Origin of the sequence: Aureimonas sp. D3 (assembly GCF_001463805.1) — a bacterium.
In the GTDB taxonomy this organism is placed as follows: Bacteria; Pseudomonadota; Alphaproteobacteria; order Rhizobiales; family Rhizobiaceae; genus Aureimonas; species Aureimonas ureilytica_A.
The window spans coordinates 37,760-62,612 of record NZ_BBWM01000056.1 but is presented as its reverse complement, the minus strand read 5'-3'; the positions used below and the strand labels follow the sequence as shown (position 1 = coordinate 62,612).

Annotated in this window: 23 protein-coding genes and 1 pseudogene; 8 read left to right on the top strand and 16 right to left on the bottom strand. The window is 65.2% G+C overall.

What is annotated here, in order from left to right; all coding sequences use genetic code 11:
* A partial coding sequence (locus tag AUL36_RS24270; RefSeq protein ID WP_192843851.1) for a hypothetical protein occupies positions 1 to 702 on the top strand: 702 nt, incomplete at its 5' end.
* 33 nt (positions 703 to 735) lie between these two features.
* On the opposite strand, the gene AUL36_RS17000 is transcribed toward AUL36_RS24270, so the two are convergent.
* Positions 736 to 2,076: a dihydroorotase gene (locus AUL36_RS17000; RefSeq protein ID WP_374700785.1), complete on the bottom strand. Its 1,341-nt coding sequence runs from the start codon at positions 2,074 to 2,076 to the stop codon at positions 736 to 738.
* Positions 2,077 to 2,243: 167 nt separating this feature from the next.
* Between AUL36_RS17000 and ygfZ the strand changes: the two genes are divergently transcribed.
* From ygfZ to AUL36_RS16985, 3 genes are read left to right on the top strand one after another with little or no spacing between them, the layout of a single operon-like run.
* Positions 2,244 to 3,089 carry a CAF17-like 4Fe-4S cluster assembly/insertion protein YgfZ gene (gene ygfZ / locus AUL36_RS16995; RefSeq protein ID WP_062222631.1) on the top strand — a complete coding sequence of 282 codons (846 nt, stop codon included), beginning with the start codon at positions 2,244 to 2,246 and terminating at the stop codon, positions 3,087 to 3,089.
* The gene (locus AUL36_RS16990) at positions 3,086 to 3,736 is read left to right on the top strand and encodes an HD family hydrolase (RefSeq protein WP_082655901.1); all 651 of its coding nucleotides are present in this window, start codon (positions 3,086 to 3,088) and stop codon (positions 3,734 to 3,736) included. Before ygfZ ends, AUL36_RS16990 begins: the two co-directional genes overlap by 4 nt.
* Positions 3,733 to 4,248, top strand: coding sequence for a tyrosine phosphatase family protein (locus AUL36_RS16985; protein WP_062222618.1), 516 nt, complete (start codon positions 3,733 to 3,735; stop codon positions 4,246 to 4,248). Before AUL36_RS16990 ends, AUL36_RS16985 begins: the two co-directional genes overlap by 4 nt.
* Before the next feature lie 3 nt (positions 4,249 to 4,251).
* Here AUL36_RS16985 and recO read toward each other — a convergent pair whose 3' ends face one another.
* From recO to rpoZ, 9 genes are all read right to left on the bottom strand, one after another.
* A complete protein-coding gene (gene recO, locus AUL36_RS16980; RefSeq protein WP_062222616.1) occupies positions 4,252 to 4,983 on the bottom strand; it encodes a DNA repair protein RecO in 732 nt (243 codons plus the stop codon).
* Positions 4,984 to 5,080: 97 nt separating this feature from the next.
* On the bottom strand, positions 5,081 to 6,031 hold the full coding sequence (gene era, locus AUL36_RS16975; protein WP_244493545.1) for a GTPase Era: 951 nt from the start codon (positions 6,029 to 6,031) through the stop codon (positions 5,081 to 5,083).
* An 81-nt stretch (positions 6,032 to 6,112) separates the two neighbouring features.
* The gene (gene rnc, locus AUL36_RS16970; protein ID WP_058636706.1) at positions 6,113 to 6,838 is read right to left on the bottom strand and encodes a ribonuclease III; all 726 of its coding nucleotides are present in this window, start codon (positions 6,836 to 6,838) and stop codon (positions 6,113 to 6,115) included.
* On the bottom strand, positions 6,826 to 7,560 hold the full coding sequence (gene lepB, locus AUL36_RS16965) for a signal peptidase I (protein WP_062222630.1): 735 nt from the start codon (positions 7,558 to 7,560) through the stop codon (positions 6,826 to 6,828). The genes rnc and lepB overlap by 13 nt, the downstream gene beginning before the upstream one ends.
* A gap of 158 nt (positions 7,561 to 7,718) precedes the next feature.
* Positions 7,719 to 8,126 (bottom strand): holo-ACP synthase, encoded by a 408-nt coding sequence (gene acpS / locus AUL36_RS16960; RefSeq protein ID WP_062222614.1) that lies wholly within the window; start codon positions 8,124 to 8,126, stop codon positions 7,719 to 7,721.
* Positions 8,126 to 8,722, bottom strand: coding sequence for a DUF2062 domain-containing protein (locus tag AUL36_RS16955; protein ID WP_062222612.1), 597 nt, complete (start codon positions 8,720 to 8,722; stop codon positions 8,126 to 8,128). The genes acpS and AUL36_RS16955 overlap by 1 nt, the downstream gene beginning before the upstream one ends.
* A gap of 27 nt (positions 8,723 to 8,749) precedes the next feature.
* The gene (gene pyrE / locus AUL36_RS16950) at positions 8,750 to 9,328 is read right to left on the bottom strand and encodes an orotate phosphoribosyltransferase (protein ID WP_062222610.1); all 579 of its coding nucleotides are present in this window, start codon (positions 9,326 to 9,328) and stop codon (positions 8,750 to 8,752) included.
* A gap of 35 nt (positions 9,329 to 9,363) precedes the next feature.
* The gene (locus AUL36_RS16945) at positions 9,364 to 11,541 is read right to left on the bottom strand and encodes a RelA/SpoT family protein (RefSeq protein WP_062222608.1); all 2,178 of its coding nucleotides are present in this window, start codon (positions 11,539 to 11,541) and stop codon (positions 9,364 to 9,366) included.
* A 112-nt stretch (positions 11,542 to 11,653) separates the two neighbouring features.
* On the bottom strand, positions 11,654 to 12,061 hold the full coding sequence (rpoZ, locus tag AUL36_RS16940; protein ID WP_058599853.1) for a DNA-directed RNA polymerase subunit omega: 408 nt from the start codon (positions 12,059 to 12,061) through the stop codon (positions 11,654 to 11,656).
* A gap of 228 nt (positions 12,062 to 12,289) precedes the next feature.
* On the opposite strand from rpoZ, the gene AUL36_RS16935 reads away from it, so the two are divergent.
* A complete protein-coding gene (locus AUL36_RS16935) occupies positions 12,290 to 12,886 on the top strand; it encodes a LabA-like NYN domain-containing protein (protein WP_058599854.1) in 597 nt (198 codons plus the stop codon).
* Positions 12,883 to 13,575, top strand: coding sequence for a uracil-DNA glycosylase (locus AUL36_RS16930; protein ID WP_082655900.1), 693 nt, complete (start codon positions 12,883 to 12,885; stop codon positions 13,573 to 13,575). The genes AUL36_RS16935 and AUL36_RS16930 overlap by 4 nt, the downstream gene beginning before the upstream one ends.
* 165 nt (positions 13,576 to 13,740) lie before the next feature.
* Here the strand turns inward: AUL36_RS16930 and AUL36_RS16925 are convergent, their stop codons facing one another.
* The 3 genes from AUL36_RS16925 to dapA form a co-directional block, all read right to left on the bottom strand.
* Positions 13,741 to 14,325 (bottom strand): peroxiredoxin, encoded by a 585-nt coding sequence (locus AUL36_RS16925; RefSeq protein ID WP_062222626.1) that lies wholly within the window; start codon positions 14,323 to 14,325, stop codon positions 13,741 to 13,743.
* 103 nt (positions 14,326 to 14,428) lie between these two features.
* Entirely contained in the window at positions 14,429 to 14,905 is a 477-nt protein-coding gene (gene smpB, locus AUL36_RS16920) for an SsrA-binding protein SmpB (RefSeq protein ID WP_058599855.1), read from the bottom strand.
* Between the two features lie 92 nt (positions 14,906 to 14,997).
* Positions 14,998 to 15,882 (bottom strand): 4-hydroxy-tetrahydrodipicolinate synthase, encoded by an 885-nt coding sequence (gene dapA, locus AUL36_RS16915; RefSeq protein WP_062222606.1) that lies wholly within the window; start codon positions 15,880 to 15,882, stop codon positions 14,998 to 15,000.
* Between the two features lie 320 nt (positions 15,883 to 16,202).
* Between dapA and AUL36_RS16910 the strand changes: the two genes are divergently transcribed.
* Both AUL36_RS16910 and AUL36_RS16905 read left to right on the top strand, forming a co-directional pair.
* On the top strand, positions 16,203 to 18,398 hold the full coding sequence (locus AUL36_RS16910) for a lytic transglycosylase domain-containing protein (protein WP_062222604.1): 2,196 nt from the start codon (positions 16,203 to 16,205) through the stop codon (positions 18,396 to 18,398).
* Between the two features lie 227 nt (positions 18,399 to 18,625).
* Positions 18,626 to 20,602, top strand: a pseudogene (locus tag AUL36_RS16905) (BCCT family transporter).
* A 43-nt stretch (positions 20,603 to 20,645) separates the two neighbouring features.
* On the opposite strand, the gene AUL36_RS16900 reads toward AUL36_RS16905, so the two are convergent.
* From AUL36_RS16900 to AUL36_RS16890, 3 genes are read right to left on the bottom strand one after another with little or no spacing between them, the layout of a single operon-like run.
* Positions 20,646 to 22,358: a glycerol-3-phosphate dehydrogenase/oxidase gene (locus AUL36_RS16900; RefSeq protein WP_062222602.1), complete on the bottom strand. Its 1,713-nt coding sequence runs from the start codon at positions 22,356 to 22,358 to the stop codon at positions 20,646 to 20,648.
* On the bottom strand, positions 22,358 to 23,128 hold the full coding sequence (locus AUL36_RS16895) for a DeoR/GlpR family DNA-binding transcription regulator (RefSeq protein WP_062222600.1): 771 nt from the start codon (positions 23,126 to 23,128) through the stop codon (positions 22,358 to 22,360). Before AUL36_RS16895 ends, AUL36_RS16900 begins: the two co-directional genes overlap by 1 nt.
* Positions 23,128 to 24,660: an FGGY-family carbohydrate kinase gene (locus AUL36_RS16890; protein WP_062222598.1), complete on the bottom strand. Its 1,533-nt coding sequence runs from the start codon at positions 24,658 to 24,660 to the stop codon at positions 23,128 to 23,130. The genes AUL36_RS16895 and AUL36_RS16890 overlap by 1 nt, the downstream gene beginning before the upstream one ends.
* Positions 24,661 to 24,853: the final 193 nt, after the last annotated feature.

Genomic DNA, 24,853 nt, shown 5'->3' with positions numbered 1-24,853 from the left:
CCCGGTACCGAGCCCGCGCCGCTGGCCGCACCGCCCGCGACACCGCCGGCCGAGGCTCCGCCCGCCGCCGCGCAGCCTGCGCCCAACAGCCCGCCTGCAACTGAGCGCCCGCCGGAAGCCGCTCCGCCCGCCCCGGCACAGACCGCCCCCACAGCACCAGCCAGCGGACCTGACGCCGGCAAGGCGGCAGACCCGGACAAGGCCGCGAGCGCCCCCCCCGTCAGCGACGTTCCGCCGGCCGAGATCCTCTACGGCGAAGACAAGCTACCCGCGCCGGTGCGCGACCTCAGGCGCAAGCTGATCGAAGCCGCCAAGACCGGCGAGATCGAGAAGCTTCGCCCGCTCCTGGAAACCGGCTCGGAAGCCACGGCCGTTTCCACCAGCGACGACGGGCAGGACCCGATCGAAATTCTCAAGAACGCCTCGGGCGACGGCCAAGGCGTCGAGCTTCTGGCGATCCTGCTCGAAACGCTCCAGGCGGGCTATGTCCGGCTCGATCCCGGCGGCGAGAACGAGCTGTATATGTGGCCCTATTTCACGCAGGTGAATCTGGAAAAGCTGACCAAGCCGCAACTCGTGGAACTCTTCGAACTCGTGACCGCCGGCGATTACGAGCGCATGGTCGGCAACGGCTCCTATGATTTCTACCGCATCGGCATCTCGCCCGAAGGTCGGTTCGAGTTCTTCATCGCCGGCGACTGAGCGTCGCCGGCTTTTCTGTCTCAGGTTTGCGCCTCAGGCGCGCGGCGACAGGGTCTCCACGAAGCGCGCCGCCTCGCCCTGTGCGGTCTCGACCAGCGCCCCGTCCCACATCACGCGCCGTCCGCGCACGATCGTGCCGACCGGCCAGCCCGTGACCTCGCGCCCGTCATGCGGCGTCCATTGCGACTTGGAGCCGATCCATTCGTTGCGGATCGTCTCGCGACGCTTGAGATCGACAATGGTGAAATCGGCGTCCCATCCGACCGCGATCCGCCCCTTGCCCGAAAGGCCGAAAATGCGCTGCGGGCCGGCCGAGGTCAGGTCCACGAAGCGCTCCAGCGACAGACGGCCCTTGGCCACATGGTCCAGCATGACCGGCACGAGCGTCTGCACGCCCGTCATGCCCGAGGGCGAGGCGGGATAGGGCTTGGCTTTTTCCTCCAGCGTATGGGGCGCATGGTCGGAGCCGAGAACATCCACGATCCCCTGCTCGATGCCGAACCAGATGCCGTCGCGATGCTTCGCGTCCCGCACGGGCGGGTTCATCTGAAGCTTGGTGCCGAGCCTGAGATAGTCGTCCGCCGTCAGCGTCAGGTGATGGGGGGTCGCCTCGCAGGTCGCGTTGGTCTTGTGCTCCGCAAGGAAGAGAATCTCCTCGGCGGTCGAGATATGAAGCACATGGATGCGCGCGCCGGTCTCCTCGGCAATACGCACCAGACGCTCCGTGCATTGCAGCGCCGCCACTTCGTCGCGCCAGATCGGATGCGAAGACGGATCGTCCTCGACACGCAGGCCAAGGCGCTCGCGCAAGCGGAACTCGTCTTCCGAATGGAAGGCCGCGCGGCGACGGGTGCGCTTCAGGATTTCGCGCACGCCCTCGTCGTCTTCCACAAGCAGTGAGCCCGTGGACGAGCCCATGAAGACCTTGATGCCGGCCGCACCCGGCAGGCGCTCCAGCTCGGCCACATCGGGCGCGTTCTCCCGCGTGCCGCCGACCCAGAAGGCGAAGTCGCTGTGCATCCGGTGATGGCCACGCTTCACCTTGTCGGCCAGCGCCGCCTCGCTGGTGGTGAGCGGGTCGGTGTTGGGCATTTCAAAGACGCAGGTGACGCCACCGAGCACCGCCGCGCGCGAGCCCGATTCGAGGTCTTCCTTATGCGTCGGGCCGGGCTCGCGAAAATGCACCTGGCTGTCGATCACGCCAGGCAGGATGTGCAGCCCCGTGCAGTCGATCTCCTCCCCGCCGCTGCCAGCGGGAATCGAACCGATGAAGGCGATGCGCCCGTCGCGGATGCCGATGTCGCGCGGACCCGTCCCGTCCTGATTGACGACGGTTCCGCCTCGCAAAACCCGCTCGAACCCTTTGCTCATCATCCACTCCTTGCTTCTTGGCGCCGTTCCGTCAGATACGATCCCCACGCCTTCTAGAGGCAGTTGGGAAGCATGGACAGGCCTGTCAGGTCCGGCCTCCCAACTGTCGGGGCCGGAGCTTTCAGACGTCGAAGCTTCGATCGCCAAACGCCGCAATGGGACGCAAGCTTATGCCCTCCGCTCGCCTGACCGACCGCGCCGTGCTCATTCTGTCGGGTGCCGACGCGCAGGATTTCCTGCAAAATCTCGTGACCGCCGATCTGGGCAAGCTGACGCCGGGCGAAGTCCGCCCGGCCGCGCTGTTGACGCCTCAGGGCAAAATCCTGTTCGATTTTCTCGTGAGCCAAACGGGCGAGGCGCTGCGGCTGGACGTGGCAGCGGGCGCGCGCGGCGATCTCGCCAAGCGGCTGACGCTCTACAAGCTGCGCGCCAAGGTCGAGATCAAACCGTCGGACGAAGCCGTCGCAGCGCTTTGGGGCGAGGATTCACTCGGTCCAGAGGCTTTGATCGATCGCCGGTTTCCAGACGGCGTATTCCGGGTCTATGGCGCAGCGGCCGAGGCGGCCGGAGAGGACGCGGCCGGGTTCGAGCGCCTTCGCCTGTCGCTCGGCATCGCGGAAGCCGAGCGCGACTTTCCCGCCTCCGATGTTTTCCCGCATGACGTGCTGCTCGATCAGAACGAGGGCGTTTCCTTCAAGAAGGGCTGTTATGTCGGGCAGGAGGTCGTCTCCCGCATGCAGCATCGCGGCACGGCGCGCCGCCGCATCATGGTGCTGCGGGCCGAGCGGCATCTGACGCCGGGAGCGTCCATCGAATCCAGCGGCAAATCGCTTGGAACGGTTCTCTCCGCAAGGGAGTCTCTCGGCATCGGCATGATCCGGATCGACCGTCTGGCGGACGCGCTCAGGGCCGGACAGACGCTCTCGGCGGACGGCGTTCCCATCGAGGCCGAGGTGCCGGCCTGGGCCGGCTATACGCTGCCCGATGCGGGCGAAGCGGGCGACGGAGAGGCATGAGACGTCAGCCTGCGCCCCCGCGAAAAACCACGCCGCCTCGCGTTTGGCAGCGGATGCTGTCGGGCCGCCGGCTCGATCTGCTCGATCCCTCGCCGCTCGATGTCGAAATCAGCGATATCGCCCATGGGCTCGCACGCGTTGCACGCTGGAACGGCCAGACCACGGGCAATCATGCTTTCTCCGTGGCCCAGCATTCGCTGATCGTGGAAGAGATCGTGGCCGGGTACGAGCCCGATCCGCGCTGGCGCCTCGCCGCGCTCCTTCATGACGGGCCGGAATATGTCATCGGAGACATGATCTCGCCGTTCAAGGCCGTGCTCGGTGGCGATTACAAGGGGATCGAAGCGCGTCTTCAGGCTGCGATCCACCGCCGCTTCGGCCTGCCCGAGCGCCTGCCCGTGCCGATCCTGCGCCTGATCAAATCGGCCGATCGGCAATCGGCGCATTTCGAGGCCAAGCTTCTGGCGGGCTTCACGCCCGAAGAGGCGACCCATCTGTTCGGCCAGCCCGGCGCGGGCGCGATCGATGAGGCCCGCTTTCTCCCCCTGCCCGCCTCGGAAGTCGGCGCGCTCTTTCTGCGCCGCTTCGACCAGCTCGACGCCGCGCTTCGCCTCTCCTCCTCGCCGCCCGCAAAGGTGCCGTCATGACCTATCTCGTCGTCTCCTCCCTTGCCGATCTGCCCGGCACTGTCGCCACGCATGGCGCGCTCGATGTCGTCACGCTGATCAATGCCGACACGCCGGTGGAGCGTCCGAGCGGCATCGCGCCCGAGCGGCATCTGTTTCTGGGCATGAACGATATCTCCGCACCGTCCGAGGGGCTGACCCAGCCCGGCGAAAACCATCTCGACCAGCTCTTGGAATTCGGCCTGCGCTGGGACCGTCACCAACCGCTTGCCATCCATTGCTGGGCCGGCATCAGCCGCTCCACGGCGGCGGCCTATATTCTCGCGTGCGCGATCAATCCAAAGTTGGACGAGATGAAACTCGCGCAGGAACTGCGCCGCCGCGCGCCCTCGGCGACGCCCAATGCCCTTCTGGTTTCGCTGGCCGACAGCCGGCTCGGGCGCCAGGGTCGCATGATCGAGGCGATCCGGTCCATCGGGCGCGGCGAGAACGCCTTCAGCGGAACGCCCTTCATCCTGCCGCTGGAGATATGAGCCCTATCGAGCTGACAAGCCGCGCTCGATCGCGCCCAACGTGCCGTTTCGCGACACCGGTTCATCGATCGCGCGCGGCTCCCAGACATGGCGCGCCAGAAAGAAGCGCGTCATCCTGAACCCCTCGATCAGACCGTCGCCATCCAGCGTCTCGTCCGCCCCGACTAGAAAGCCGGGCAGCGGTAGGAGCCTGTCCTTCCAGGGCTCACCAGCCTCGCGGCTGACGGCGCGGCCGGATTTCGGCGAGACATAGACGAGATCGTCGCGCCGGCCGGATGCCGCGCATTGCTCGAGATCGAGCCCGAAACCCAGATCCTCCAGCAGCATGACCTCGAAGCGCAGCATGAGAGCGCCGGCCAGAAGCGGTGCTCCCAGATGCGAGACGATCGTCTGGATCGCGTCATACAGGCGTGGATGCGGGTCGCGCTCGGGCAGAAGGCGGATATGGGCGGCCAGGAGCTGAATGCCGTGAAGGCCGATGGCGCTTTCCATGAGATGCGCGGCTCTGAGCTGTACGGGCTCCACCGTCATGAAGCCCAGATGCTCGTCCAGCCGCGCGCGCCATGTCGCCTCGACCTGATTGCCCGGCTGGAGAACCGGCTGAAGCTTGCGCGAGCGCCCGCCGCGCACGAGGCCGAGATGCCGGCCGCGATCGCGCGTCATGATCTCCGCAACGGCGCTGGTCTCGCCCTGGCGGCGCACGCCGAGCACGATGCCTTCCTCGCGCCATTCCATGGATCAGCCTTCGAATCGAACGAGCCGCGAAACAGGAGGTTTCGCGGCTCGTCATTCGTAGAATTTAAGGTCTTGCGAACCCGGCTTCAACGTCGCGTCAGGACGAGTAGTCGAGCCCCATTTCGCGATAGCGCTCGGGATCGTCGCCCCAGTTCTCGCGCACTTTGACGAACAGAAAGAGATGCACCTTCTGCTCGGCGGCTTCGGCAATTTCCTTGCGCGCGGCCTGCCCGATCGCCTTTACCGTCTCGCCCTTGTGGCCGAGTACGATGGCCTTCTGGGAGTCGCGCTCGACATAGATCGTCTGCTCAATGCGAACCGAACCGTCCGGCCGGTTTTCCCAAAGCTCGGTCTCGACCGTGGAGGCGTAGGGCAGTTCCTGATGCAGGCGCAGGAAGAGCTTTTCGCGCGTGATCTCGGCGGCGAGCTGGCGTAGCGGCAGATCGGAAATCTGATCTTCGGGATAGTACCAAGGCCCTTCCGGCAGGCGCTGGGCGAGATAGGCCATCAGATCATCGCAACCCGAGCCGTTCAGCGCCGAGATCATGAAGACGCGCTCGAACTCGCCCTTGGCCGAGATTTCCTGCGTCAGGCCCAGAAGCTTCTCGCGCTTGATCTGATCCACCTTGTTCAGAAGCAGGATCTTCGGCTGCTTGACGTCCTTCAAGCGCTGAAGAATGGCCTCGACCTCTTCGCTGACGCCGCGCTGGGCATCCACGATCGGCAGGACGAGATCGGCATCCTTGGCCCCGCCCCAGGCCGTCTTGACCATGGCGCGGTCCAAGCGGCGCTTGGGGCTGAAGACGCCCGGCGTATCCACGAAGACGATCTGCGTGCGATCGCGGATCGCGATGCCGCGCACCAGCGCGCGTGTCGTCTGCACCTTGTGCGTGACGATGGAAACCTTGGTGCCGACGAGCTGGTTGACGAGCGTCGACTTGCCGGCATTGGGCGCGCCGAGAAGCGCCACGAAGCCCGAATGGGTCGGGCCGGTCGCCGTGTCAGTGCCTTCGGTGGCAGGTTGGTCGTTCGGCAGGTCGTCGGTCAATAGGATCTCCTTGTTTCGGCCGATGCTTGACGGCCCTTTTAGCATGTCGGACGCCGCTCGGCTCCTGGCCGCAGGCGTCACTTACGATTGGGTCTTGCCGGCCTCAGACTGCCAGACGCCCTCGCGCAGGAGAATGACCTCCGCCGCGTTTTGTTCGGCGATCCGCTTGGACCGCCCGCGCCCTTCAGCCGGCTCGTAATTCGGCACGCTCGCGCGCACGGTGAAGACCGGCTCGTGATCCGGCCCGCTGCGCTCGATCTGTTCATAGACGGGCGGAACGCCCGCCTGCTTGTGAGCCCATTCCTGAAGCTCGGTCTTGGGATCTCGCCGGGCTTCGGCGACTTGGCCGAAGCGCTCTTCCCAATGAGTCAGGATGAAGCTGCGCGCGACCTCCAACCCATGGTCGAGATAGATGGCGGCGATCAGCGCTTCCACGACATCGGCGCGGATATTGCGGTTGCGTCCCGCCGCCGCGCGCTTCAAGTCGGCGCCGTGGCGGATGAATTCCGGCAGGCCGAGATCATCGGCGACGGCCGCGCAGGTTTCCGCGCTGACCAGCGCGTTCAGGCGCAGCGAGAGATCGCCCTCATCCGACTGGGGAAACAGCTGAAACAGTTTTTCCGCAATGGTCAGGCCAAGCACCCGATCGCCCAGGAACTCCAGCCGCTCGTAGCTCGAACTCGATCCGGATTTGACGAGGCTGGAATGGGTCAGGGCGCGCTCGAGGCGCGCCCTGTCCTTGAAGGTAATACCGAGGCGCTCTTCCAGCCGGTCGAGCGCGGGACCGGAGCCCCTTACCCGAGCCATGTGAGGATCCGACTCGGCCGCAGGCTGGTGGGCCAGCGCCAGAATTCCAGCGGCGAGGCGTCGTTCTCCATCGAGAAGAAGATGACCTGCGCCTTACCCACGAAATTCTCGAAGGGCACGTAGCCAACGTCGAAGCGGCTATCGAGCGAATTGTCCCGGTTGTCGCCCATCATGAAATAATGATCGGGCGGCACGAGGAACTCGCGCGTGTTGTCGCCGATGGAATCGGGATCGGCGTCGAGGGTCAGATAGGTCACGCCATTGGGCAGCGTCTCGCGGAACTGCGGAATCTGCGTGCCGCCGCCGGTGACGAAGAAGCCGGCCGGGTCTTTGGGAACGGCCTGACCGTTCAGATACAGAACGCCGTCGCGCATCTGTACGCGGTCACCGGGAAGGCCGATCAGACGCTTGATATAGTCGGTCTGCGGCTCGCTCGGTTTGCGGAACACCACGACATCGCCGCGATGCGGATCGGAGGCGAGAATGCGCCCTTCGAACAGATCCGGCGAAAAGGGCAGCGAGAATTTGGAAAAGCCGTAGCTCCATTTGGAAACGAAGAGATAGTCGCCGATCAGAAGCGTCGGCATCATCGAGCCCGACGGGATCGAGAAGGGCTGAAACAGGACGGTGCGGATGACGAGCGCCAGAAGAAGCGCCTGGACGATGACCTTGATCGTCTCGCCCCAACCTTCCTTCTTCTTGCCAACGGTCCGGTCGACCATGCGGAGTCCTTCCTGTTCGCCGCCCTGCCCGCGCGCCATCGGCTCGTGCCGGATGGTCTCATGCCTGAAAGGGATTCGGCCGCGGCCCTTATCGAGGCCGCCCTATGCAACGGGCTCTGTAAAGCCTCGCCGGCCCACAGGCAATCGTTAGAGAAGTGTTAAGAGCACTCTTGCGGCAGCGCTTCGATGATGACGAAAGCCTGCGCGAGCGGAAAATCGTCCGTGATCGTCACATGGATGACCGGGCGATGGCCGGCCGGCATCAAGGCCGCCAGACGCTCGGCCGCCCCTTGCGTCAACGCCATGGTCGGTTTGCCGCCCGGCAGGTTGACGACGCCCATGTCGCGCCAGAAGACGCCTTGCGACAAGCCGGTTCCCAGCGCCTTGGCGCAGGCTTCCTTGGCGGCGAAGCGCTTGGCGTAGGAGGCCGCGCGCTGAGCCCGGCGTTCGGATTTGGCCTGTTCGACCGGCGTGAAGACACGGGCGATGAAACGCTCGCCGTGCCGCTCCAGCGTTTTTTCGATGCGCCGGATATCGATCAGGTCGCTGCCGATTCCCACGATCATCAGGCGGCATCCTGCCGAATGGGTGCCATCGTGGCGCGGCGGGGGCGCGCGGCGGCCTTTTCCTGAGCGCGCTTGGCGCGGGCGGCCTGAAACGAACTCGCGCCCCAGCGAACCAGGACATAACTCACCAAGCCAAAGCCGAGCCCAAGCGGCACCGAGCCGACCAGCATGGGCTTGAGATACGGCTCCCAGATGGCGGAAATGTTGAACTGCGCCAATGCCGCCTGCAAGCCGGGAGGCGCCTCCCCGTTCGGCACCTCGGCCCGCAGCACCCAGCGCCCGACCTCGTAGGTGGAGGCCCAGATGAAGGGAAAGGTCAGCGGATTGCCGGCAAGGCACCCGAGCGCGGCGGCCGCCATGTTGCCGGCGATGCAATAGGCAAGGGCGAAGGCGAGCAGGAAGTGAAACCCGATAAGGGGCGTGAAGGTCGCGAACACGCCCGCCGCAACACCCGCCGCGATGGCATGGGGCGTGGCGCGCAGACGCAGAACGCGCTTCTGCATGTAGCGCAGCGAACGGCGCCAGGAGCGGCGTGGCCACAGGGCCGAGCGCACGCGCTGCAATCGAGTTTCTGGCTGGCGCCGCCGAAACAGCATCGGAATCCTAAACGTTCAGAGGAAGCGTCACAGCGACCGGCTACCCGGCTTGATCGGCGCAATTGCGGCAAGCTCCGGCGGCAGATCGTCGGGATGATAAGCCGGAACCTCATATTGAGCGAGGGAAATCAGGGGGATGCCGATATCGGCCTTGCCTGCCGAACGGTCCACCACGCAGCCGGCCGCCAGAACCTCGGCACCCAGATCGCGCAGGCAGGTGATCGTTTCCCTGATCGACAGGCCCGTGGTCACGATGTCTTCCACGATCACGACCCGCGCGCCTGCGGGAATTTCGAAGCGGCGCAGGCGAAACGCGCCGTTCTCGCGCTCCACATAGATCGACGGAGCGCCCAGATGCCGAGAGGTCTCATAGGCCGGGATAAGGCCGCCGACCGCCGGGCCGACGATATAGTCGATCTCGCCATCCACGCTGGCGCGCAGTTTCTCGGCCAACGCCTTACAAAGGGTCTCGGTGTAGTGCGGGTGCATGAAGACCCGCGCCTTCTGCAGGAAGATCGGGCTGCGCAGGCCCGATGTCAGAATGAAGTGCCCTTCCAGAAAGGCGCCCGCCTTGCGGAAAATGTCGATGACGTCGTTCGTGTCCATATAACCCGGCCTGCCCCAGCGATTCCCTGCCGGGTTCAGCCGTTCACACGAACCACGTCGGTCACGCAAGCCTTTCCGCGCAACTGATTGATCGTTCGGGTCAGATGCTGGAGATCCCAGACCTCCAGATCCATCACCATGCTGGACACGTCGGGCGCGGTCGCCGTCAGCGAGAGGCTATGGATATTGGCGTCGTTGAGGGCGATCGTCTCGGCGATTTCGGCGAGCGCCCCCGGCTCGTTCAGGGCGCAGAGCTTGATGCGCGCGGGATAGCGCTGCGTCATCTGCGCGTCCAGATCCCAGCGCGCGTCGATCCAGCGATCGGGTACGTCGTCATAGGCCGTCAGAGCGGAAGACTGGATCGGGAAGATCGTGATCCCCTGCCCCGGCTCTAGAATACCGATGATGCGATCGCCCGGCACCGCCCCGTCCGGGTTGAAGCGCACCGGCAGGTCGCCATGCGTAAAGCCGTTGGAGCCACCCTCCAGATGGTTCGGCAGACGGAACACCATGCCGGTGCCCGACTTCAATGTGAACCAGCCGTCGCCATCCGGCTTGGCGGAGGTCTTGGTGACTCGCGTGTCCTGGAAGTCGGGGTGGACGGCGCGGAACACGTCGTTGGACGCCAACTCCCCGCGCCCGACGGCGGCCAGCGCATCCTCGACATCGCGATGCCCGACCTTGGACAAATAGGGTTTCAGCCCGTCGCGCGTGAAGGTCTTGCCAGCGCGCTGGAAGGTACGCTCCAGAATCTGTTGCCCCAAGCCGCAATATTGCTTGCGAATGGCGAGGCGCGTCGCGCGCCGAATCGCGGCTTTGGCCTTGCCGGTTACCGCCACCGTTTCCCAAGCCGGGGGCGGTGTCGCGGCCTTGGAACGGATGATCTCGACCTCGTCGCCATTGGTGAGTTCGGTGACGACCGGCATGATGCGCCCGTCGATCTTGCAGCCGACGCAGGTGTCGCCAACGTCGGTATGAACGGCGTAGGCGAAGTCGATCGGAGTCGCGCCGCGCGGCAGAGCGATAAGGCGGCCTTTCGGCGTGAAGCAAAAGACCTGATCCTGAAACAGCTCCAGCCGCGTGTTTTCGAGAAACTCTTCCGGCTGATCGCCTTCGGCCAGCATCTCGACGGTGCGGCGCAGCCAGGCATAGGCCGAGGATTCGGTGGAAAGCGCGTGCTCGCCATCCTTGTAAAGCTCATGCGCCGCGATGCCGTATTCGGCGATGTGGTGCATGGCCTGCGTGCGGATCTGAAGCTCGACGCGCTGGCGCGAAGGGCCGACGATCGTCGTGTGGATCGAGCGATAGTCGTTCTGCTTCGGGATCGAGATGTAGTCCTTGAAGCGGCCGGGTACGAGCGGCCAGGTCCGGTGGACGATACCGAGCGTGCGGTAGCAATCCTCTTCCGTGCCGACGAGGACGCGGAAGCCAAAAATATCGGAAAGCTGCTCCAGCGACAGCGCCTTGCGCTGCATCTTGGAGAAGACCGAATAGGGCTTCTTCTGCCGGCCGGAGACCTGCGCCTCGATCCCGTTTTCCTTCAGCTTCTCGGTCAGCGTCCGCTCGATCTCGTTGATCGTCAGCGCGTGGCGATCCATGAGTTCGGCGAGCCGAGTCGAGATGGTCTCGAAAGCCTCCGGGTTGAGATGCTTGAAGGAGAGCGTTTCCAGCTCCTCGCGCATATCCTGCATGCCCATGCGCCCGGCGAGCGGGGCATAGATATCCATCGTCTCCTGGGCGATGCGGGCGCGCTTCTCGATCTTCATGTGATGAAGCGTGCGCATATTGTGCAGGCGATCGGCGAGCTTCACCAGAAGCACACGGATGTCATCGGCGATGGCGAGCAGAAGCTTGCGCAGGTTCTCGGCCTGAGCGGCCTTTTTCGACACGAGGTCGAGCCGCTTCAGCTTGGTGAGGCCTTCCACCAGCTGGCCGATCTTGGCGCCGAAGAGCTGATCGATCTCCTTGCGGGTGGCGTCCGTGTCTTCGATCGTGTCGTGCAGAAGGGCGACGGCGATGGTCGCTTCGTCGAGATGCAGCTTTGTGAGGATCGCGGCCACTTCCAGCGGATGCGAGAAGTAGGGATCGCCGTTCACGCGCATCTGTGCACCATGCTTCTGCATGGCATAGACATAGGCCCTGTTCAGAAGAGCCTCGTCGAGGTTTGGCTTGTAGGCCGCCACGCGCTCGACAAGCTCATACTGACGCATCATGACCGGACGCCGTCTCCATCTGAACCGAAAAGGGGGCGCCGACCCTGAAGTCGGCACCCCCTCTATATAGGTTGCATTGCGAAAGCCGAGAAAGGCCCAATCGCGTCGCAGATTAGAAATCTTCGTTCTTTTCCGGCGGGATGAGGCCTTCGATGCCGGCGAGAAGCTCGTCTTCCGACATGCGGTCGAAGGCGACATTGTCGTCGTCGTCCTCGGAAGCCGTGATGACGCCTTCGCTCGGGCCTTCGAGCAGCGCGCTTGAGGTCGGCGCGGCCGGCTCGGGCTCGTCCACCTCGACATGCTTCTGCAGCGAGTGGATGAGGTCTTCCTTCAGATCGTCGGGCGAAAGCGTTTCGTCCGCGATCTCGCGCAGCGCGACAACCGGGTTCTTGTCGTTGTCGCGATCGACCGTGATCGGCTGGCCCTGGGCGATCTGGCGCGCACGGTGGCTGGCGAGCAGGACGAGCTCGAAACGATTCTCGACCTTATCGACGCAATCTTCTACGGTGACGCGGGCCATGGCCTGTCTCCTCGGGAACGGGGGCAAGAAGCTGAACCGCCCGTGTAGTCCCTTGACAAATGAATCTCAAGGGGCAGCCATCGTTTTATGGCATTCGCATTATATTATGCCCCATTGGCGCCATACGACTTCCGCCCTATTTCGCGTCGTATATAACGCCTTTGCGTCCCGTCCGCGGAACGGGTTTCAGGCTCCTTCGCTTCCCATCGCATTTCCGAAAGCCCCTCCATGTTCGATCCCCGCGAAAAGATCGCCCTCTTCATTGATGGAGCCAATCTCTACGCCACGTCCCGCGCGCTGGGATTCGACATCGACTACAAGAAGCTGCTGACGGCCTTCCAGAAACGCGGCTATCTTCTGCGGGCCTATTACTACACGGCGATGATCGAGGATCAGGAATACTCTTCCATCCGCCCCTTGATCGACTGGTTGGACTATAACGGCTACACCGTCGTCACCAAGCCGGCCAAGGAATTCACGGATGCCATGGGCCGGCGCAAGATCAAGGGCAATATGGACATCGAACTGGCGGTCGATGCCATGGAACTGGCCGAGACGGTCGATCACTTCGTGCTCTTCTCGGGCGATGGCGATTTCCGCTCGCTGGTCGAGGCGCTGCAACGCAAGGGACGCAAGGTCTCGGTGGTCTCCACCCTCTCCTCGCAAACACCCATGATCGCGGACGATCTGCGCCGGCAGGCCGATCATTTCATCGACCTTCGCTCGCTTCAGACAGAGATCGGACGCAATCCGGCCGAGCGTGAGGCCCGGCTGGCCCGCCGGCTGGAAGCGGACGAGACACTGCCCGTCGAAGACAACGATTGATCACGGGCGGTTTTCTCCTCGTGCATCCGACAGAACCCGACCAGGCCGCCCCGCCCCACGACTGCCCGATCTGTCCGCGCCTTGCGGCCTTTCGCCAGGAATGGCGCGAGCGCGAGCCGAGTTGGCACAACGGCCCCGTTCGCTCCTTCCTGCCACCAGAAGGCCCAGAGAGCGTTCGGCTTCTCGTGGTGGGCCTCGCGCCGGGCGTGCGAGGGGCGAACCGCACGGGCCGGCCGTTCACGGGCGATTATGCCGGCGATCTTCTCTATGCCACGCTGAAGCGCTTCGGTTTCGCATCGGGCGAGTTCGAAGCACGCCCCGATGACAGTCTGCGGCTCGTGGGCGCGGCGATCACCAATGCCGTGCGTTGCGTCCCGCCCGAGAACAAGCCGAACGGCCAGGAGATCAACGATTGCCGGCGCTTTCTCGTGCCGACGATCGAAAGCTTCCCGCATCTTTCCGCCATCGTGACGCTGGGCCGTATCGCGCATGACTCGACCCTTCGCGCGCTCGGCGCGAAACCGAAGGACGCGCCGTTCAGCCATGGCGGCGCGCACGAGGTCTCCGGCCGCTTCGTCGTGTCGAGCTATCATTGCTCGCGCTACAACACCAATACGGGGCGACTGACGGAAGCCATGTTCGCGGACGTCTTCGAGACCGTCGCCCGGCATCTCGGCCAGGATAGCTGAGCCCTAAGAGCCGGGGACAGAACCCTGCGGCGGAGAGCCGGCAAGGGATTTTCGCTCCCGGCGAGGCGCCGAGCGGAGACGATGCAGCGCATCGGCGAGCATCGGCAACGATGATCGGGGACGGAAAGACCCGGCGGATCGACCCGAAGGGTTTTGGCCCCGGCTCTAAAGCGGGCGCGCGCGATGCGCCTCTCGCTCGTCACTCAGCCAGTCCAGAACCTCTTCCGCGTTCTTGTCCGGCGGAAAGATCGGGTAGAAGACTTTCACGATCTCGCTGTCCCGCGCGATCATGGTTAGACGCTTGAACAGCGCGTCGCCGTCCACGTCGAAGACCGGGACATCCAGCATCTCGACCAGTTCGAGCGTGGCATCCGACAGAAGCGGAAACGGCAGATGCAGCCGTTCCACCGCCTCGCGCTGATAGGCCGTGGTCTGCGTGGAAATGCCGAAGACATGCGTGACATTCAGCGAGCGCAGCGCCGCGAAATGATCTCGAAAACCGCAGGCCTGCGGGGTGCAGCCGCGCGCGCCGGGAATCTCGTTCCAGCCGCCGGGCAGCGGCAGGCCGGGCCGACCGGTCATGGGATAAAGATACAGAATGGCCAGCCCATTCAGCCGTGCCAGATCGACCGTGCCGCCCGACGTGGACGAAAGGGAAAGAGACGGCAGCCGCCGCCCCACCAGATGCGACGCTCCGCCGTCGTCTCTCGGAGCCTCCAACCCTTCGGGCAGAATGGTGAAGTCCGTCATCTCGCAGCCTCCCAGATGCGCCGGGGCCATGCTGAGCCGAGACGCTTCGCCGCGCAAGTGGAATATGCGTGAGGGCTGGGAGGCTGCTTGGAAACTCGGCGCGTCAGTCGCGCCCGCCCTCTTTCAGCACGCGCTGCTTCTGGCGGTTCCAGTCGCGCTCCTTCATGGTCTCGCGCTTGTCGGGCGCATTCTTGCCGCGCGCCACAGCCAGTTCGAGCTTCGCCCGCCCCTTCTCGTTGAAGTAGATCTTCAGCGGCACGAGCGTCATGCCATCGCGCTGCACCGCGCCGGCCAGCCGGTTGCGCTGGGCGGCGTGAACGAGGATCTTGCGACGGCGCTTGGGCTCGTGGTTGAAACGGTTGGCCTGTAGATATTCCGGTACGTTGGAATTGATCAGCCAGATCTCGCCGCCCTCCTCGGTCGCATAGGATTCGGCGATGGTCGCCCGCCCCTCGCGCAGCGACTTGACCTCCGTGCCCGTCAGGACGAGGCCGGCCTCCAGCGTGTCGATGATCTCGTAATGAAAGCGCGCCTTGCGGTTTTCGGCGGCGACATTGTTTCGTGCCGGCTTCTTGGCCATGGGGTCCGTCCGGTTGCGAAACGGGGCGCCGTCAGCGCCCCGATCGTCATGAATGTGATCTCGCCTCTAGATGAGGCTGGAGAGGCCGCTCGTCAATTCAGAAGCCCGGCATGGCGCAGCGCGGCGTCGATCGCAGCCTCGGTCGAAGCCTCGATCGGCACCAGCGGAAGGCGCACCACAGCGCGGCCCTTGCCGAGGCGCGACAGGGCGTATTTCGTGCCGCACAGACCCGGCTCCATGAAGATCGCCTTGTGCAGGGGCATGAGACGATCCTGATACTCCAACGCCCGAGCGAAATCGCCGCTGAGGCAGGCGTTCTGGAACTCGGCGCACAGGCGCGGCGCGACATTGGCCGTCACCGAAATGCAGCCATGGCCGCCATGCGCGATATGGCCGAGCGCGGTGGCGTCCTCGCCCGACAGTTGGATGAAATCCGGGCCGCAGGTGATGCGCTGCTCGGACACGCGATCGAGCTTGGCGGTCGCGTCCTTGACGCCGACGATGTTGGGGAAGTCCGCCACCAGGCGGCCCATCGTCTCGGGCGTCATGTCGATCACCGAGCGGGGCGGAATGTTGTAGATGATGATGGGCTTGGTCACCGCGCGCGCTACGGCGGCATAGTGCTCGTAGAGCCCGCGCTGGGTCGGCTTGTTGTAATAGGGCGTGACCACCAGAATGCCGTCCGCCCCCGCCTGCTCCGCCGAGCGGGCCAGATCGATCGCCTCGATCGTGTTGTTGGAGCCTGCGCCCGCGATCACCGGAACGCGGCCGGCCGCCGTCTCGATACAGAGTTCGACCACGCGCTTGTGCTCGTCATGGGTCAGCGTCGGGCTTTCGCCGGTCGTCCCCACGGGAACGAGACCGTGCGTGCCCTCCGCGATCTGCCATTCCACGAGGTCGCGAAACGCCGCCTCGTCCACGCTGCCGTCCGTGGCAAAAGGGGTCACTAGAGCCGTCATCGAGCCCTTGAAGGTCATGTCGTCACTCCCGGCGACTGAAATAGTGAGGGGATGGTCCGCCACGCGAAGCGCGAGAATGCCGGCAGCTATCGACCATCCGCGCCGCGGCGAAGCGGCTTTTCAGCGCTCTCGCCCCCGCGCGGACGCGGCACCATAATAAAGCCGCCGAATGGAGACAAGCGACAAGCCGTATGGCGGATGCGCCGTCCCCCGGTCTGTGGTGCCGGGCCGACATGCGAACCGGCATGGTTTACGAGTTCTTCATAGCGATGGTGGAAAGTTCGTTGATCTTACGCCTTTCGAGGCGTCCATGTGATGGCATTCTGACGGGATTCACCATGAGACACGCGACCCGCGCCAAGGTCCTTCTTCTGCCGGCCGTTCTGGCAGCGCTGATGGCCGGTTCAGCGAATGCGGAGTCTCTTCTCGACCGCATCCCCATGCCGAGCTTCAAGATGCCCTCGCTCGGCCTTGGCCTCGGGCGCGGGTCATCCGAGCCGGAGCCGAGCCAGGAACGCTTCGGCGCGCCGGCTCCCTCCGGCAATCCGCTGCTGCGCCAGCCCGGCGTGCCGAGCGCGGCGCCGGCTGCCGACACGATGGCCTTCACCTCCTCCATCGCGGCCATGGGCTCGCGCGTGTCCGGCATCGCGCCCATGCGCGGTGATCTGAAGGACGGGCTCGACGCCACCTGGCGCGACATTCCCCGCGCGCTGGCCATTCGCGAGGGCATGGCGCCCGGCTCGCTCGACCGGCACATTCTTTCCTGGGCCATCGCCCTGCGCGGTACGACCGATGTTCCGGCCGCCGAAATCGCTCATACGGCGATGGAACTGCGCAGCTGGCCCGGCATGAAGGTGATCCGCGCCAATCTGGAGCGCGCGCTGAACCGCGAGCGGATGCCGGCGCGCGACGTCGTGGCCGCCTTCGGGCAGGACGCGCCGCGCACGCCCGAAGGCGCGATGGCCCTTGCCCGCGCCTATATCGAGCTGGGTCAGGCCGGCAAGGCGAAGGGCCTGATCGTGCGCTTCTGGCGCCACGAGAAATTCGACAAGGCGACCGAAACGCAAATGCTGTCGAATTTCGGCGCGCTTCTGACGCGGGCCGATCACAAGTTCCGCATGGACATGCTGCTTTACGCCGACCGCGTGTCGGATGCGCAGCGTCTGGCGAGCCTCGCCAACGCGGAATCGCTCTTCCGCGCCCGCGCCGCGTCCATTCGCGGCGACGGAAATGCCGATGCGCTCCTGGCCAAGGTGCCGGCCAATCTGCGCTCGGACCCCAGCTATCTCTTCACCGCCGCCGAGAACTTGCGCAAGAAGGACCGGATCGAAGAGGCGGCGGCCCTGATCGAGCGCGCCCCGCGCGACCGCGACAGTCTGGTCGATGCCGACGCATGGTGGAATGAGCGGCGCATCATCTCGCGGATGCTTCTGGAGAAGGGCGACCGCAAGGCCGCCTATCGCCTCGTCGCCAACCATTCCGCCGAAGGGCAGACGGAGGCCGTCGAGGCCGAGTTCCATTCCGGCTGGTATGCGCTTCGCTATCTTAACGATCCGGCGACCGCCGCCAAGCATTTCAGCCGCATCCAGTCGATCTCCTCGCGCCCGCTGTCGCAGTCGCGCGCCCTCTATTGGCTCGGCCGCGCGGCGGAAGCGGGCGGCCCCGGCAATGCGCGCACCTATTACGAGCAGGCCGCGCGCCATGGCGCGACCTTCTATGGGCAGCTGGCGGCCGCCAAGCTTGGCCGCAATCCCGGCCCGATCGCCTATCCCCGCCCATCGGACGCCGAGCGCCGCAACTTCGAGAACCGCGAGGCGGTGCGCGCCATCAAGCGTCTGGAGCAGATCGGATCGGAAAGCCGGGCTGACGCCCTTTACAAGGCGCTGGCGGAAGACCTCGACAGCCCCGGCGAACTCGCCATCCTCTCTTCCATGGCGGAGCGGCGCGGCGACCATGCGCTGGCGCTCACCGTCGGAAAGACTGCCTATGGACGCGGCGTCAACGCGCCGGCCCTCGCCTTCCCGGTCGGCGTCATTCCCGAGAGCGCCAACATCTCGGCCAGCGGCAAGGCGCTGGCCTATGCCATCGCCCGGCAGGAAAGCGCCTTCAACCCGCGCGCCAAGTCGCCGGTCGGCGCGCTCGGCCTGCTTCAGGTCATGCCGGCGACGGCCAAGGGCCTCGCCAAGAATGCCGGCCTTCCCTATTCGGACACCCGTCTCCTGAACGACACGTCCTACAACGCCCTGCTCGGCAGCCAGTATCTCGGCCAGCAGATCTCGAACTTCTCGGGCTCCTACATCCTGACCTTCGCGGCCTACAATGCCGGCCCGCGCCGGGCAAAGGAATGGATCGACCGGTTCGGCGACCCGCGCGGCCAGAGCATCGACAAGGTCGTGGACTGGATCGAGCTGATCCCCTTCACCGAAACGCGCAATTACGTTCAGCGCGTGATGGAGAATTATCAGGTCTACAAGATGCGCCTGGGCGCGGGCTTCGACATCGAGCGTGACCTGACGCAGGGCCGGCGCGGCTGATCGCCGGCAAGGCGAAAACCGATCGGGATAGCGTGGGGGCAATCCTCGCGCCACAGGCCGCAGGGGGGAAGCTGCGGCTGAAAACCGTCCGATTGAGGGCAGGATTATGGCAGGGCCGGTTCCCATGACCGGATCGTCCACTAAGTCTTGATGACTAAATCCTCGATGATCGGTCGAGGGCTTTTCGTCACGAACAAGGGACCACCTGCCTTTTGTCCGCATCCACGATCAACAAGCCGGTTTTCTTCACGGCCAGTGCCATCATCTTTCTGCTGGCGCTTTTCGGCGTCGCCGACCCGTCGGACGCCAACCGGATTTTCTCGGCCACGCAATCCTTTATTCTCGGTAGCTTCGGCTAGTTCTATCTGCTCGCCGTCGGCATTCTCGTTTTCACCGTTCTGTTTCTGGCGGTCAGCCGCTACGGCAATCTGAAGCTCGGGCCGGACGATTCCGAGCCCGAGTACCGCTACATTTCCTGGCTGGCCATGCTGTTCGCCGCCGGCATGGGCATCGGCTTGATGTTCTACGCGGTGGCCGAGCCGATCCTGCATTACTCCGTGCCGCCCGAGGAAGCGCCCGGAAGCTTCGCCGCCGCGCGGCAGGCGATGTCGATCACCTTTTTTCATTGGGGCATTCATGCCTGGTCGATCTACGCGATCGTCGGTCTGTCGCTCGCCTATTTCTCGTTTCGATACAATCTGCCTCTGACGATCCGCGCCGGCTTCTACCCACTGATCCGCGAGCGCATCAGCGGGCCGATCGGCCACGCTGCCGACATCTTCGCGATCTGCGGCACAATGTTCGGCATCGCGACCTCGCTCGGCCTCGGCGTTCTCCAGATCAATGCCGGCCTCGGCTATCTCTTCGGCGTGCCGCAGACCGCGCTCGTGCAGGTGGGACTGATCGCCCTCGTCACGGCGCTCGCCACGCTGTCCGTCGTCTCCGGCCTCGACAAGGGGATCCGCCGCCTGTCGGAAGGCAATCTTCTGGTCGCCATCGTCCTGATGCTCTTCGTGCTGGTGGTGGGGCCGACGGAATTTCTGTTCCGCGCCTTTGTTCAGAACATCGGCACCTATCTCAACGACTTCGTGGAGCGAACCTTCAAGCTCTACGCCTATGAGCCGAAGAGTTGGATCAGCGACTGGACGCTCTTCTACTGGGCGTGGTGGATCTCCTGGTCGCCCTTCGTGGGCATGTTCATCGCCCGCATTTCGCGTGGGCGCACGGTGCGCGAATTCGTGATCGGCGTCCTGTTCGTGCCGTCGGCCTTCACCTTCTTCTGGATGACGGTCTTCGGCAACACGGCCATTTCGCTGGACATTGGGCCGGCTGCGGGCGCCATCTCGCGCGCGGTCGGAGCGGATATTTCCGTCTCGCTGTTCCAGTTCTTCGAATATCTGCCCTGGTCCGGCGTCGCGTCGGTTCTGAGCTGCCTTCTGGTCGCAATCTTCTTTGTCACCTCGGCCGATTCCGGTTCCATGGTGATCGATACGATCGCGGCGGGCGGAAACTCCGACACGCCGACTTGGCAGCGCATCTACTGGTGCAGCCTGGAAGGGGCCGTCGCAGCAGCCCTGCTTCTGGCCGGCGGCCTCAGCGCGCTTCAGACCATGACCCTGATCAGTGCCCTGCCCTTCGCGGTGATCCTGCTTCTGCTGGCCTTCGGTCTTTTGCGGGGCATGAGAGCGGATATGGCGCGGCTGGACGAGCATCGGCAGGCCCAGCCCGCCATTCGCACCCGCTCCGTCAGTTGGCAGGCCCGGCTCGCGACCATCCTCAACCACCCGACCAAAGCGAGCGTTCGGGCCTTCGTGGAGAAAACCGTTCAGCCGGCGTTGGAAGAGGTTCGACGCGAGCTGGATCGTCGCGGTCTGCAAGCTGCGGTGGAAGCGGGAGAGAACGACGGCATTACCCTGACGGTTCAGGCGGAAGGGACGCGCAATTTCGTTTACGCCGTCGCCCCGGCGGCGCGCCCGGCCATGATGTTCTCGGCCGCCGAAGCCTCGCGGCCGGAAGCGCGCCGCGAGCAGGTCTGGACCGCGCGCACCAGCTTCTCGGACGGCTCGCGCGGCTATGACGTTCTTGGCTTCAGCCGGGACGATCTGATCGCGGACGTGCTCGCGCAGTTCGAGCGCTATCGCCGCCTGACCCAGGCGCCGAGCACCGCGCTCTACACGACCTCGCCCGACCCGTTGCCAAGCTGATCGTTTCGCCACCGGCCGGAGCAGACCCGGCCGGCGGCGACGATTACAAGGTGACGCCGTGATAGGTCACGAGGCTTTCAGCGGTCTGCGTCAGTTCGCGCTCCCGGCGTGCCGGGTCCCAGCCGAGAATCTCGGCGGCATGGTCCGCCAGCCGCTCCAGCACCGGCCGCGTCACCTCCCCGCGAACGGCGAGCGTCGTGCGACGCAGCACGAGATCGCCGAGATGGCGGACGGCTTCCCGCCGCAAGATGTAGTCGAGTTCCGAGAGGCTGTAGTGCTCCGCGCCCGGCAGGCGGTCGGCGTCCGTCCAGCGCCCGCGATGCCCCGCAATCGCGCGCGCAGTGGTGCCGTAGCGCGACAGGAGTTCGCCTACCCGATCGGCCGCAAGGCCGGATTCGCTCGCGACACGGGCGATCCAGGCGGCACGAGCCGCCTCGTCGGCCGGAAAATCTCGCCCACCGCCGATCGGTAGATGCTGCGTCGAGATTTTGCGCGCCCTGCCCAGCCGGGACAGGACGGTATCGGCCACTTCCTCGGCAAAGCCTCGAAAGGTCGTCCACTTGCCGCCGACCAGCGAGATGATCGGAAACGATCGTCCCGCGCCGGGCTCCATGACCGGAGCGGAATGATCGCGGCTGATGAGGCCGGGATTGCTGGCGTCGGAGGCCGGGAGCGGACGAATGCCGCTATAGGTATAGACGATCTGGTTGCGATCGAAGGACAGGCCCGGCAGGAGGCTGCGCAGGCTCGCCAGGAAATAGTCGATCTCGTCGTCCTCGCAGCGCACCGAGTCGGGATTGTTCGCCTTGATGTCGGTGGAGCCGACCAACGCGCGGCCGAGATAGTCGAAGACGAGGCAGATGCGCCCGTCATCCGCTTCGAAATAGATCATCCGCCCGTTCAACTGGCGCAGCAATTCCGGATGGTCGAGCAGAATATGCGAGCCTTTGGTGCCGCCGATCAGCTTGGTCTCAGCGCCCAGCCGGGCGTTCACATGGTCGATCCATGGGCCGGCCGCGTTGATCGTGATGCGCGGGCGAACCGAACGGTTCGCGCCATCGGCAAGGCGAAAGGCCACAGCGCCCTCGTCCAGCCCGAGAAGCTCGGCGGAATTGGCGGCGGCGGAGCGGGGCGAAGCGCGCAAGCCATCCTGCACGAGTTCGAGCACCAGACGCTCGGGCCGCGCGATCTTGGCGTCGTAATAGAGGCCGGTCGCCTTGATGGAAGGCGTCAGCATGGGCATGTCGCGCAAGGACTTGGCGCGCCCCGAAAGGCGATGACGCGGCATGACGCGATGGCGCGAGCCGTAGAAATCGTAGAGCGCGAGGCCGATCTTGATGAGCACGCCGCCCCGGCTGCGCGGCGCGGTGGTGGAGCCCATCAGCGTGCGCAGCGCCGCGCCGATGCCCTTGGTCCAGGAAAAGGCGGGAATGATCGTCGGCAACGGCTCGACGCAGTGGGGCGCGTTGCGCAGGAGGAGGTTTCGCTCCAGCGTCGATTGCGCAACCAGACCGAACTCGCCCGTTTCCAGATATTTGAGCCCGCCATGGATGAGGCGCGAGGGCGCGGCGCTGGTGCCCGAGCCGAAATCGCCCTTGTCGAGAATCAGGCAGGTCAGGCCCTGTTCGCAGAGATCGCGAAACAGGCCCGCGCCATTGACGCCCGCGCCCAGGATCAAAACATCGATCTCCCCGCCATCCAGGGCATTCAGGCGCGCGTCGGCGAAAAGCGAAGGGGTTTCAGGGAACGAGGTCATCAATCTGTCTCCACGAGACGAAGGGGTACGCCGGCCGCCTCCAGCGCGCGTCGCGGCTCGTCGCCCAGGTGGCGAGGCACGAGAACGGCGTCGAAGTCGGACAGGTCGGCGAAGTGATGCAGGGCGGATTTGCCGAATTTGGTCGTATCGAGCAGGAGCAGGCGGGAGGCGCAGGCGGCCATCATGGCCTGCTTGGCGCGCACGACCTGCCCGTCCTGAATGAAGGCGCTGGTGCCCGAGACGGTGGAGGCCGAACACACGAGGATATCGGCCCGCAGCCGCGCGATGGCGCTTTCACAGACATGGCCGATCAGCGCGTCATAGGTGCGATGATACTGCCCGCCGAGGCCGATCAGGTCGATCCCATCGATCTGCTTCAGATGCTGGGCGGCCGAGAGGCTGTTGGTGATGACGGTCAACGGCGCGCGCTCGCTTAAGTGCGGCGCGAGCGCCCCCGCCGTCGAGGAATCGTCCAGCATGACGACCTGCCCCGGTTCGATCAGAGCCAGCGCAGCTTGCGCCAGCGCGCGCTTCTCGGAGGTCGCGACCGTCTCGCGATAGCGATACAGGCTCTCGTAGATGCCGGTCGGCTGCGCCGACACGGCGCCGTGCAGCTTGCGCAAGACGCCTTGCGCGGCCAACTGGTCGATATGGCGATGGATCGTCATGCGCGAGACACCGAAATGCTCGGCCATATCGTCGATCCGCACCTGTCCGCGCGCGATGACATAGGTCGCGATCTCCTCGCGCCGATCGTCGCCCTTGCCCATCAGGCGTGGCCGGGACGGTCTGCGCCCATGGCTTCCAGTTCCAGCCAATAGGGCTTCAACGCTTCGGCGAGACGCGTGAAGAGGCCGAAGCGCTCATTCATCTCGGCCGTGCGTCGGGCGTCCGGCTCGAAGCTGCGTGTGATCGCGCTGAGATCGCGCGGATCGGCCAGGGGCGACGCGTAGAGCCCGACGCTCGCCCCGGCGCACAGGGCCGCGCCGAAGGCGGCCGCCTCCTCCGTGCCCGGCACCTCCACCGGCATTTCCAGAACATCGGCGAAGAGCTGCGCGAAGGCCGGGTTGCGCGAGCCGCCGCCCGTCAGCATGGCGCGCTCGAACGGGAAGCCGTCGCGCAGCGCATCGACATGGGTGCGATGGTTGAAGGCGATGCCTTCCAGCACGGCGCGCAGCATATCCCCGCGCTCATGCCAGCCGTGGAGACCGAGAAAACTGGCGCTCGCCGTGTCGCCATGCGGCGAGCCGAAGAGATAGGGATGGAAGAACAGGGTCGAAGGCCGGCGGAAGGCTCCGTCCATCTCGGCGGCCAGAACCTCATGGATGGACTGCCCCGCCTCGATCGCGGCGCGCTGGTCGCGCTCGCAGAGCCGGTCCAGAAACCAGTCGTAATTGGCGGTCGAAGCCGGCGAGATGGACATGTTGTTCCAAAAGCCGGGCTCGATCGCGTTGCGGCAGAACCAGCGCGCATCGGTGCGCGGGCGGGTGCTGACGACCTCGTTGATCGAATAGGTGCCAGCGACGATGCCGACCACATCCGGCCTGTGCGCGCCGATGCCGAGCGCCGAAGCGGTGACGTCATGCAGCCCGCAGGCGACGGGCGTACCCTCCCGAAGCCCTGTCGCCTGCGCCGCCGCGCGCGTCACCTTGCCGACGCACTCGCCCGAGCCGAAGATGGGCGGCAGGGCGGCGGTAAGATCGTCCAGCCCGAAAAGCGTCATCGCGCCCGGCGAATAGGCTTGCGTGTTCACATCGGTGAAGGAGGTGCTGGCCTCCGTGCGGTCGGTGCCGACCTCCCCCGTCAGGCAGAAGCGCAGCCAGTCCTTGCAGGCGAGGATATGGCCGATGCGTGCGAAAGTCTCGGGCTCCTCCGCCTTCACCCAGGCGAGGAGCGCGGACGGCGCGGAAACATGCGGCGTCTGCCCGGTCAGCGAAAGGGCGTCGGCGAACAGAGCGCTATCGCGCCAGCGGGCCACGACATCCAGCGCGCGGCTGTCGAGCGAGAGGATGCCGGCACGCAAGGGCCGCTTGTCCCGGTCGAGGAGATAGACGCCGTCGCCATGCGCCGTCGCAGCCACCGCCTTGATGTCTTCGGCCGGCCGGCCGGACAGAGCGATGGCTTCCGCGATGGCCTCGGCGGTCGCCTTCCAGAGGCCGACGGGGTCGCGTTCCACCCAGCGCGGGCGCGGCATGGACTGCGGCACACGCCGCCGCGCAACGGACAATTGCGTTCCGTCCACGTCAAACACGACCGCCTTTGTGACGGTCAAACCATTGTCGATTCCCAGAAGGCTGGCCATGGGCATTCTCGCGTCGAACACGGCCTTCCCGGCCGCCCATGTGCATTTATATCATTGAATAATGTGAAGATAACAGTCGTATGCGAGATTTCAGGCACTATTTTTGACGGGCAAATACTCACCGTTCTACAAAAAAAGGCCGGCTGCGAATGTATCGCAGCCGGCCCTCGGAAAGCGGATCGGTTCGGGCCGG

Coding starts and splice junctions, on each gene's coding strand:
- dapA (WP_062222606.1), bottom strand. CDS start 15,882: ATGACCTTCAAGGGCTCGATGACGGCTCTAGTGACCCCTTTTGCCACG.
- AUL36_RS16910 (WP_062222604.1), top strand. CDS start 16,203: ATGAGACACGCGACCCGCGCCAAGGTCCTTCTTCTGCCGGCCGTTCTG.
- AUL36_RS16935 (WP_058599854.1), top strand. CDS start 12,290: ATGTTCGATCCCCGCGAAAAGATCGCCCTCTTCATTGATGGAGCCAAT.
- rpoZ (WP_058599853.1), bottom strand. CDS start 12,061: ATGGCCCGCGTCACCGTAGAAGATTGCGTCGATAAGGTCGAGAATCGT.
- recO (WP_062222616.1), bottom strand. CDS start 4,983: ATGGAATGGCGCGAGGAAGGCATCGTGCTCGGCGTGCGCCGCCAGGGC.
- AUL36_RS16890 (WP_062222598.1), bottom strand. CDS start 24,660: ATGGCCAGCCTTCTGGGAATCGACAATGGTTTGACCGTCACAAAGGCG.
- pyrE (WP_062222610.1), bottom strand. CDS start 9,328: ATGGACACGAACGACGTCATCGACATTTTCCGCAAGGCGGGCGCCTTT.
- AUL36_RS17000 (WP_374700785.1), bottom strand. CDS start 2,076: ATGATGAGCAAAGGGTTCGAGCGGGTTTTGCGAGGCGGAACCGTCGTC.
- AUL36_RS16925 (WP_062222626.1), bottom strand. CDS start 14,325: ATGACGGACTTCACCATTCTGCCCGAAGGGTTGGAGGCTCCGAGAGAC.
- acpS (WP_062222614.1), bottom strand. CDS start 8,126: ATGATCGTGGGAATCGGCAGCGACCTGATCGATATCCGGCGCATCGAA.
- AUL36_RS16945 (WP_062222608.1), bottom strand. CDS start 11,541: ATGATGCGTCAGTATGAGCTTGTCGAGCGCGTGGCGGCCTACAAGCCA.
- ygfZ (WP_062222631.1), top strand. CDS start 2,244: ATGCCCTCCGCTCGCCTGACCGACCGCGCCGTGCTCATTCTGTCGGGT.
- AUL36_RS16955 (WP_062222612.1), bottom strand. CDS start 8,722: ATGCTGTTTCGGCGGCGCCAGCCAGAAACTCGATTGCAGCGCGTGCGC.
- AUL36_RS16990 (WP_082655901.1), top strand. CDS start 3,086: ATGAGACGTCAGCCTGCGCCCCCGCGAAAAACCACGCCGCCTCGCGTT.
- smpB (WP_058599855.1), bottom strand. CDS start 14,905: ATGGCCAAGAAGCCGGCACGAAACAATGTCGCCGCCGAAAACCGCAAG.
- AUL36_RS16900 (WP_062222602.1), bottom strand. CDS start 22,358: ATGACCTCGTTCCCTGAAACCCCTTCGCTTTTCGCCGACGCGCGCCTG.
- rnc (WP_058636706.1), bottom strand. CDS start 6,838: ATGGCTCGGGTAAGGGGCTCCGGTCCCGCGCTCGACCGGCTGGAAGAG.
- lepB (WP_062222630.1), bottom strand. CDS start 7,560: ATGGTCGACCGGACCGTTGGCAAGAAGAAGGAAGGTTGGGGCGAGACG.
- AUL36_RS16985 (WP_062222618.1), top strand. CDS start 3,733: ATGACCTATCTCGTCGTCTCCTCCCTTGCCGATCTGCCCGGCACTGTC.
- AUL36_RS16895 (WP_062222600.1), bottom strand. CDS start 23,128: ATGGGCAAGGGCGACGATCGGCGCGAGGAGATCGCGACCTATGTCATC.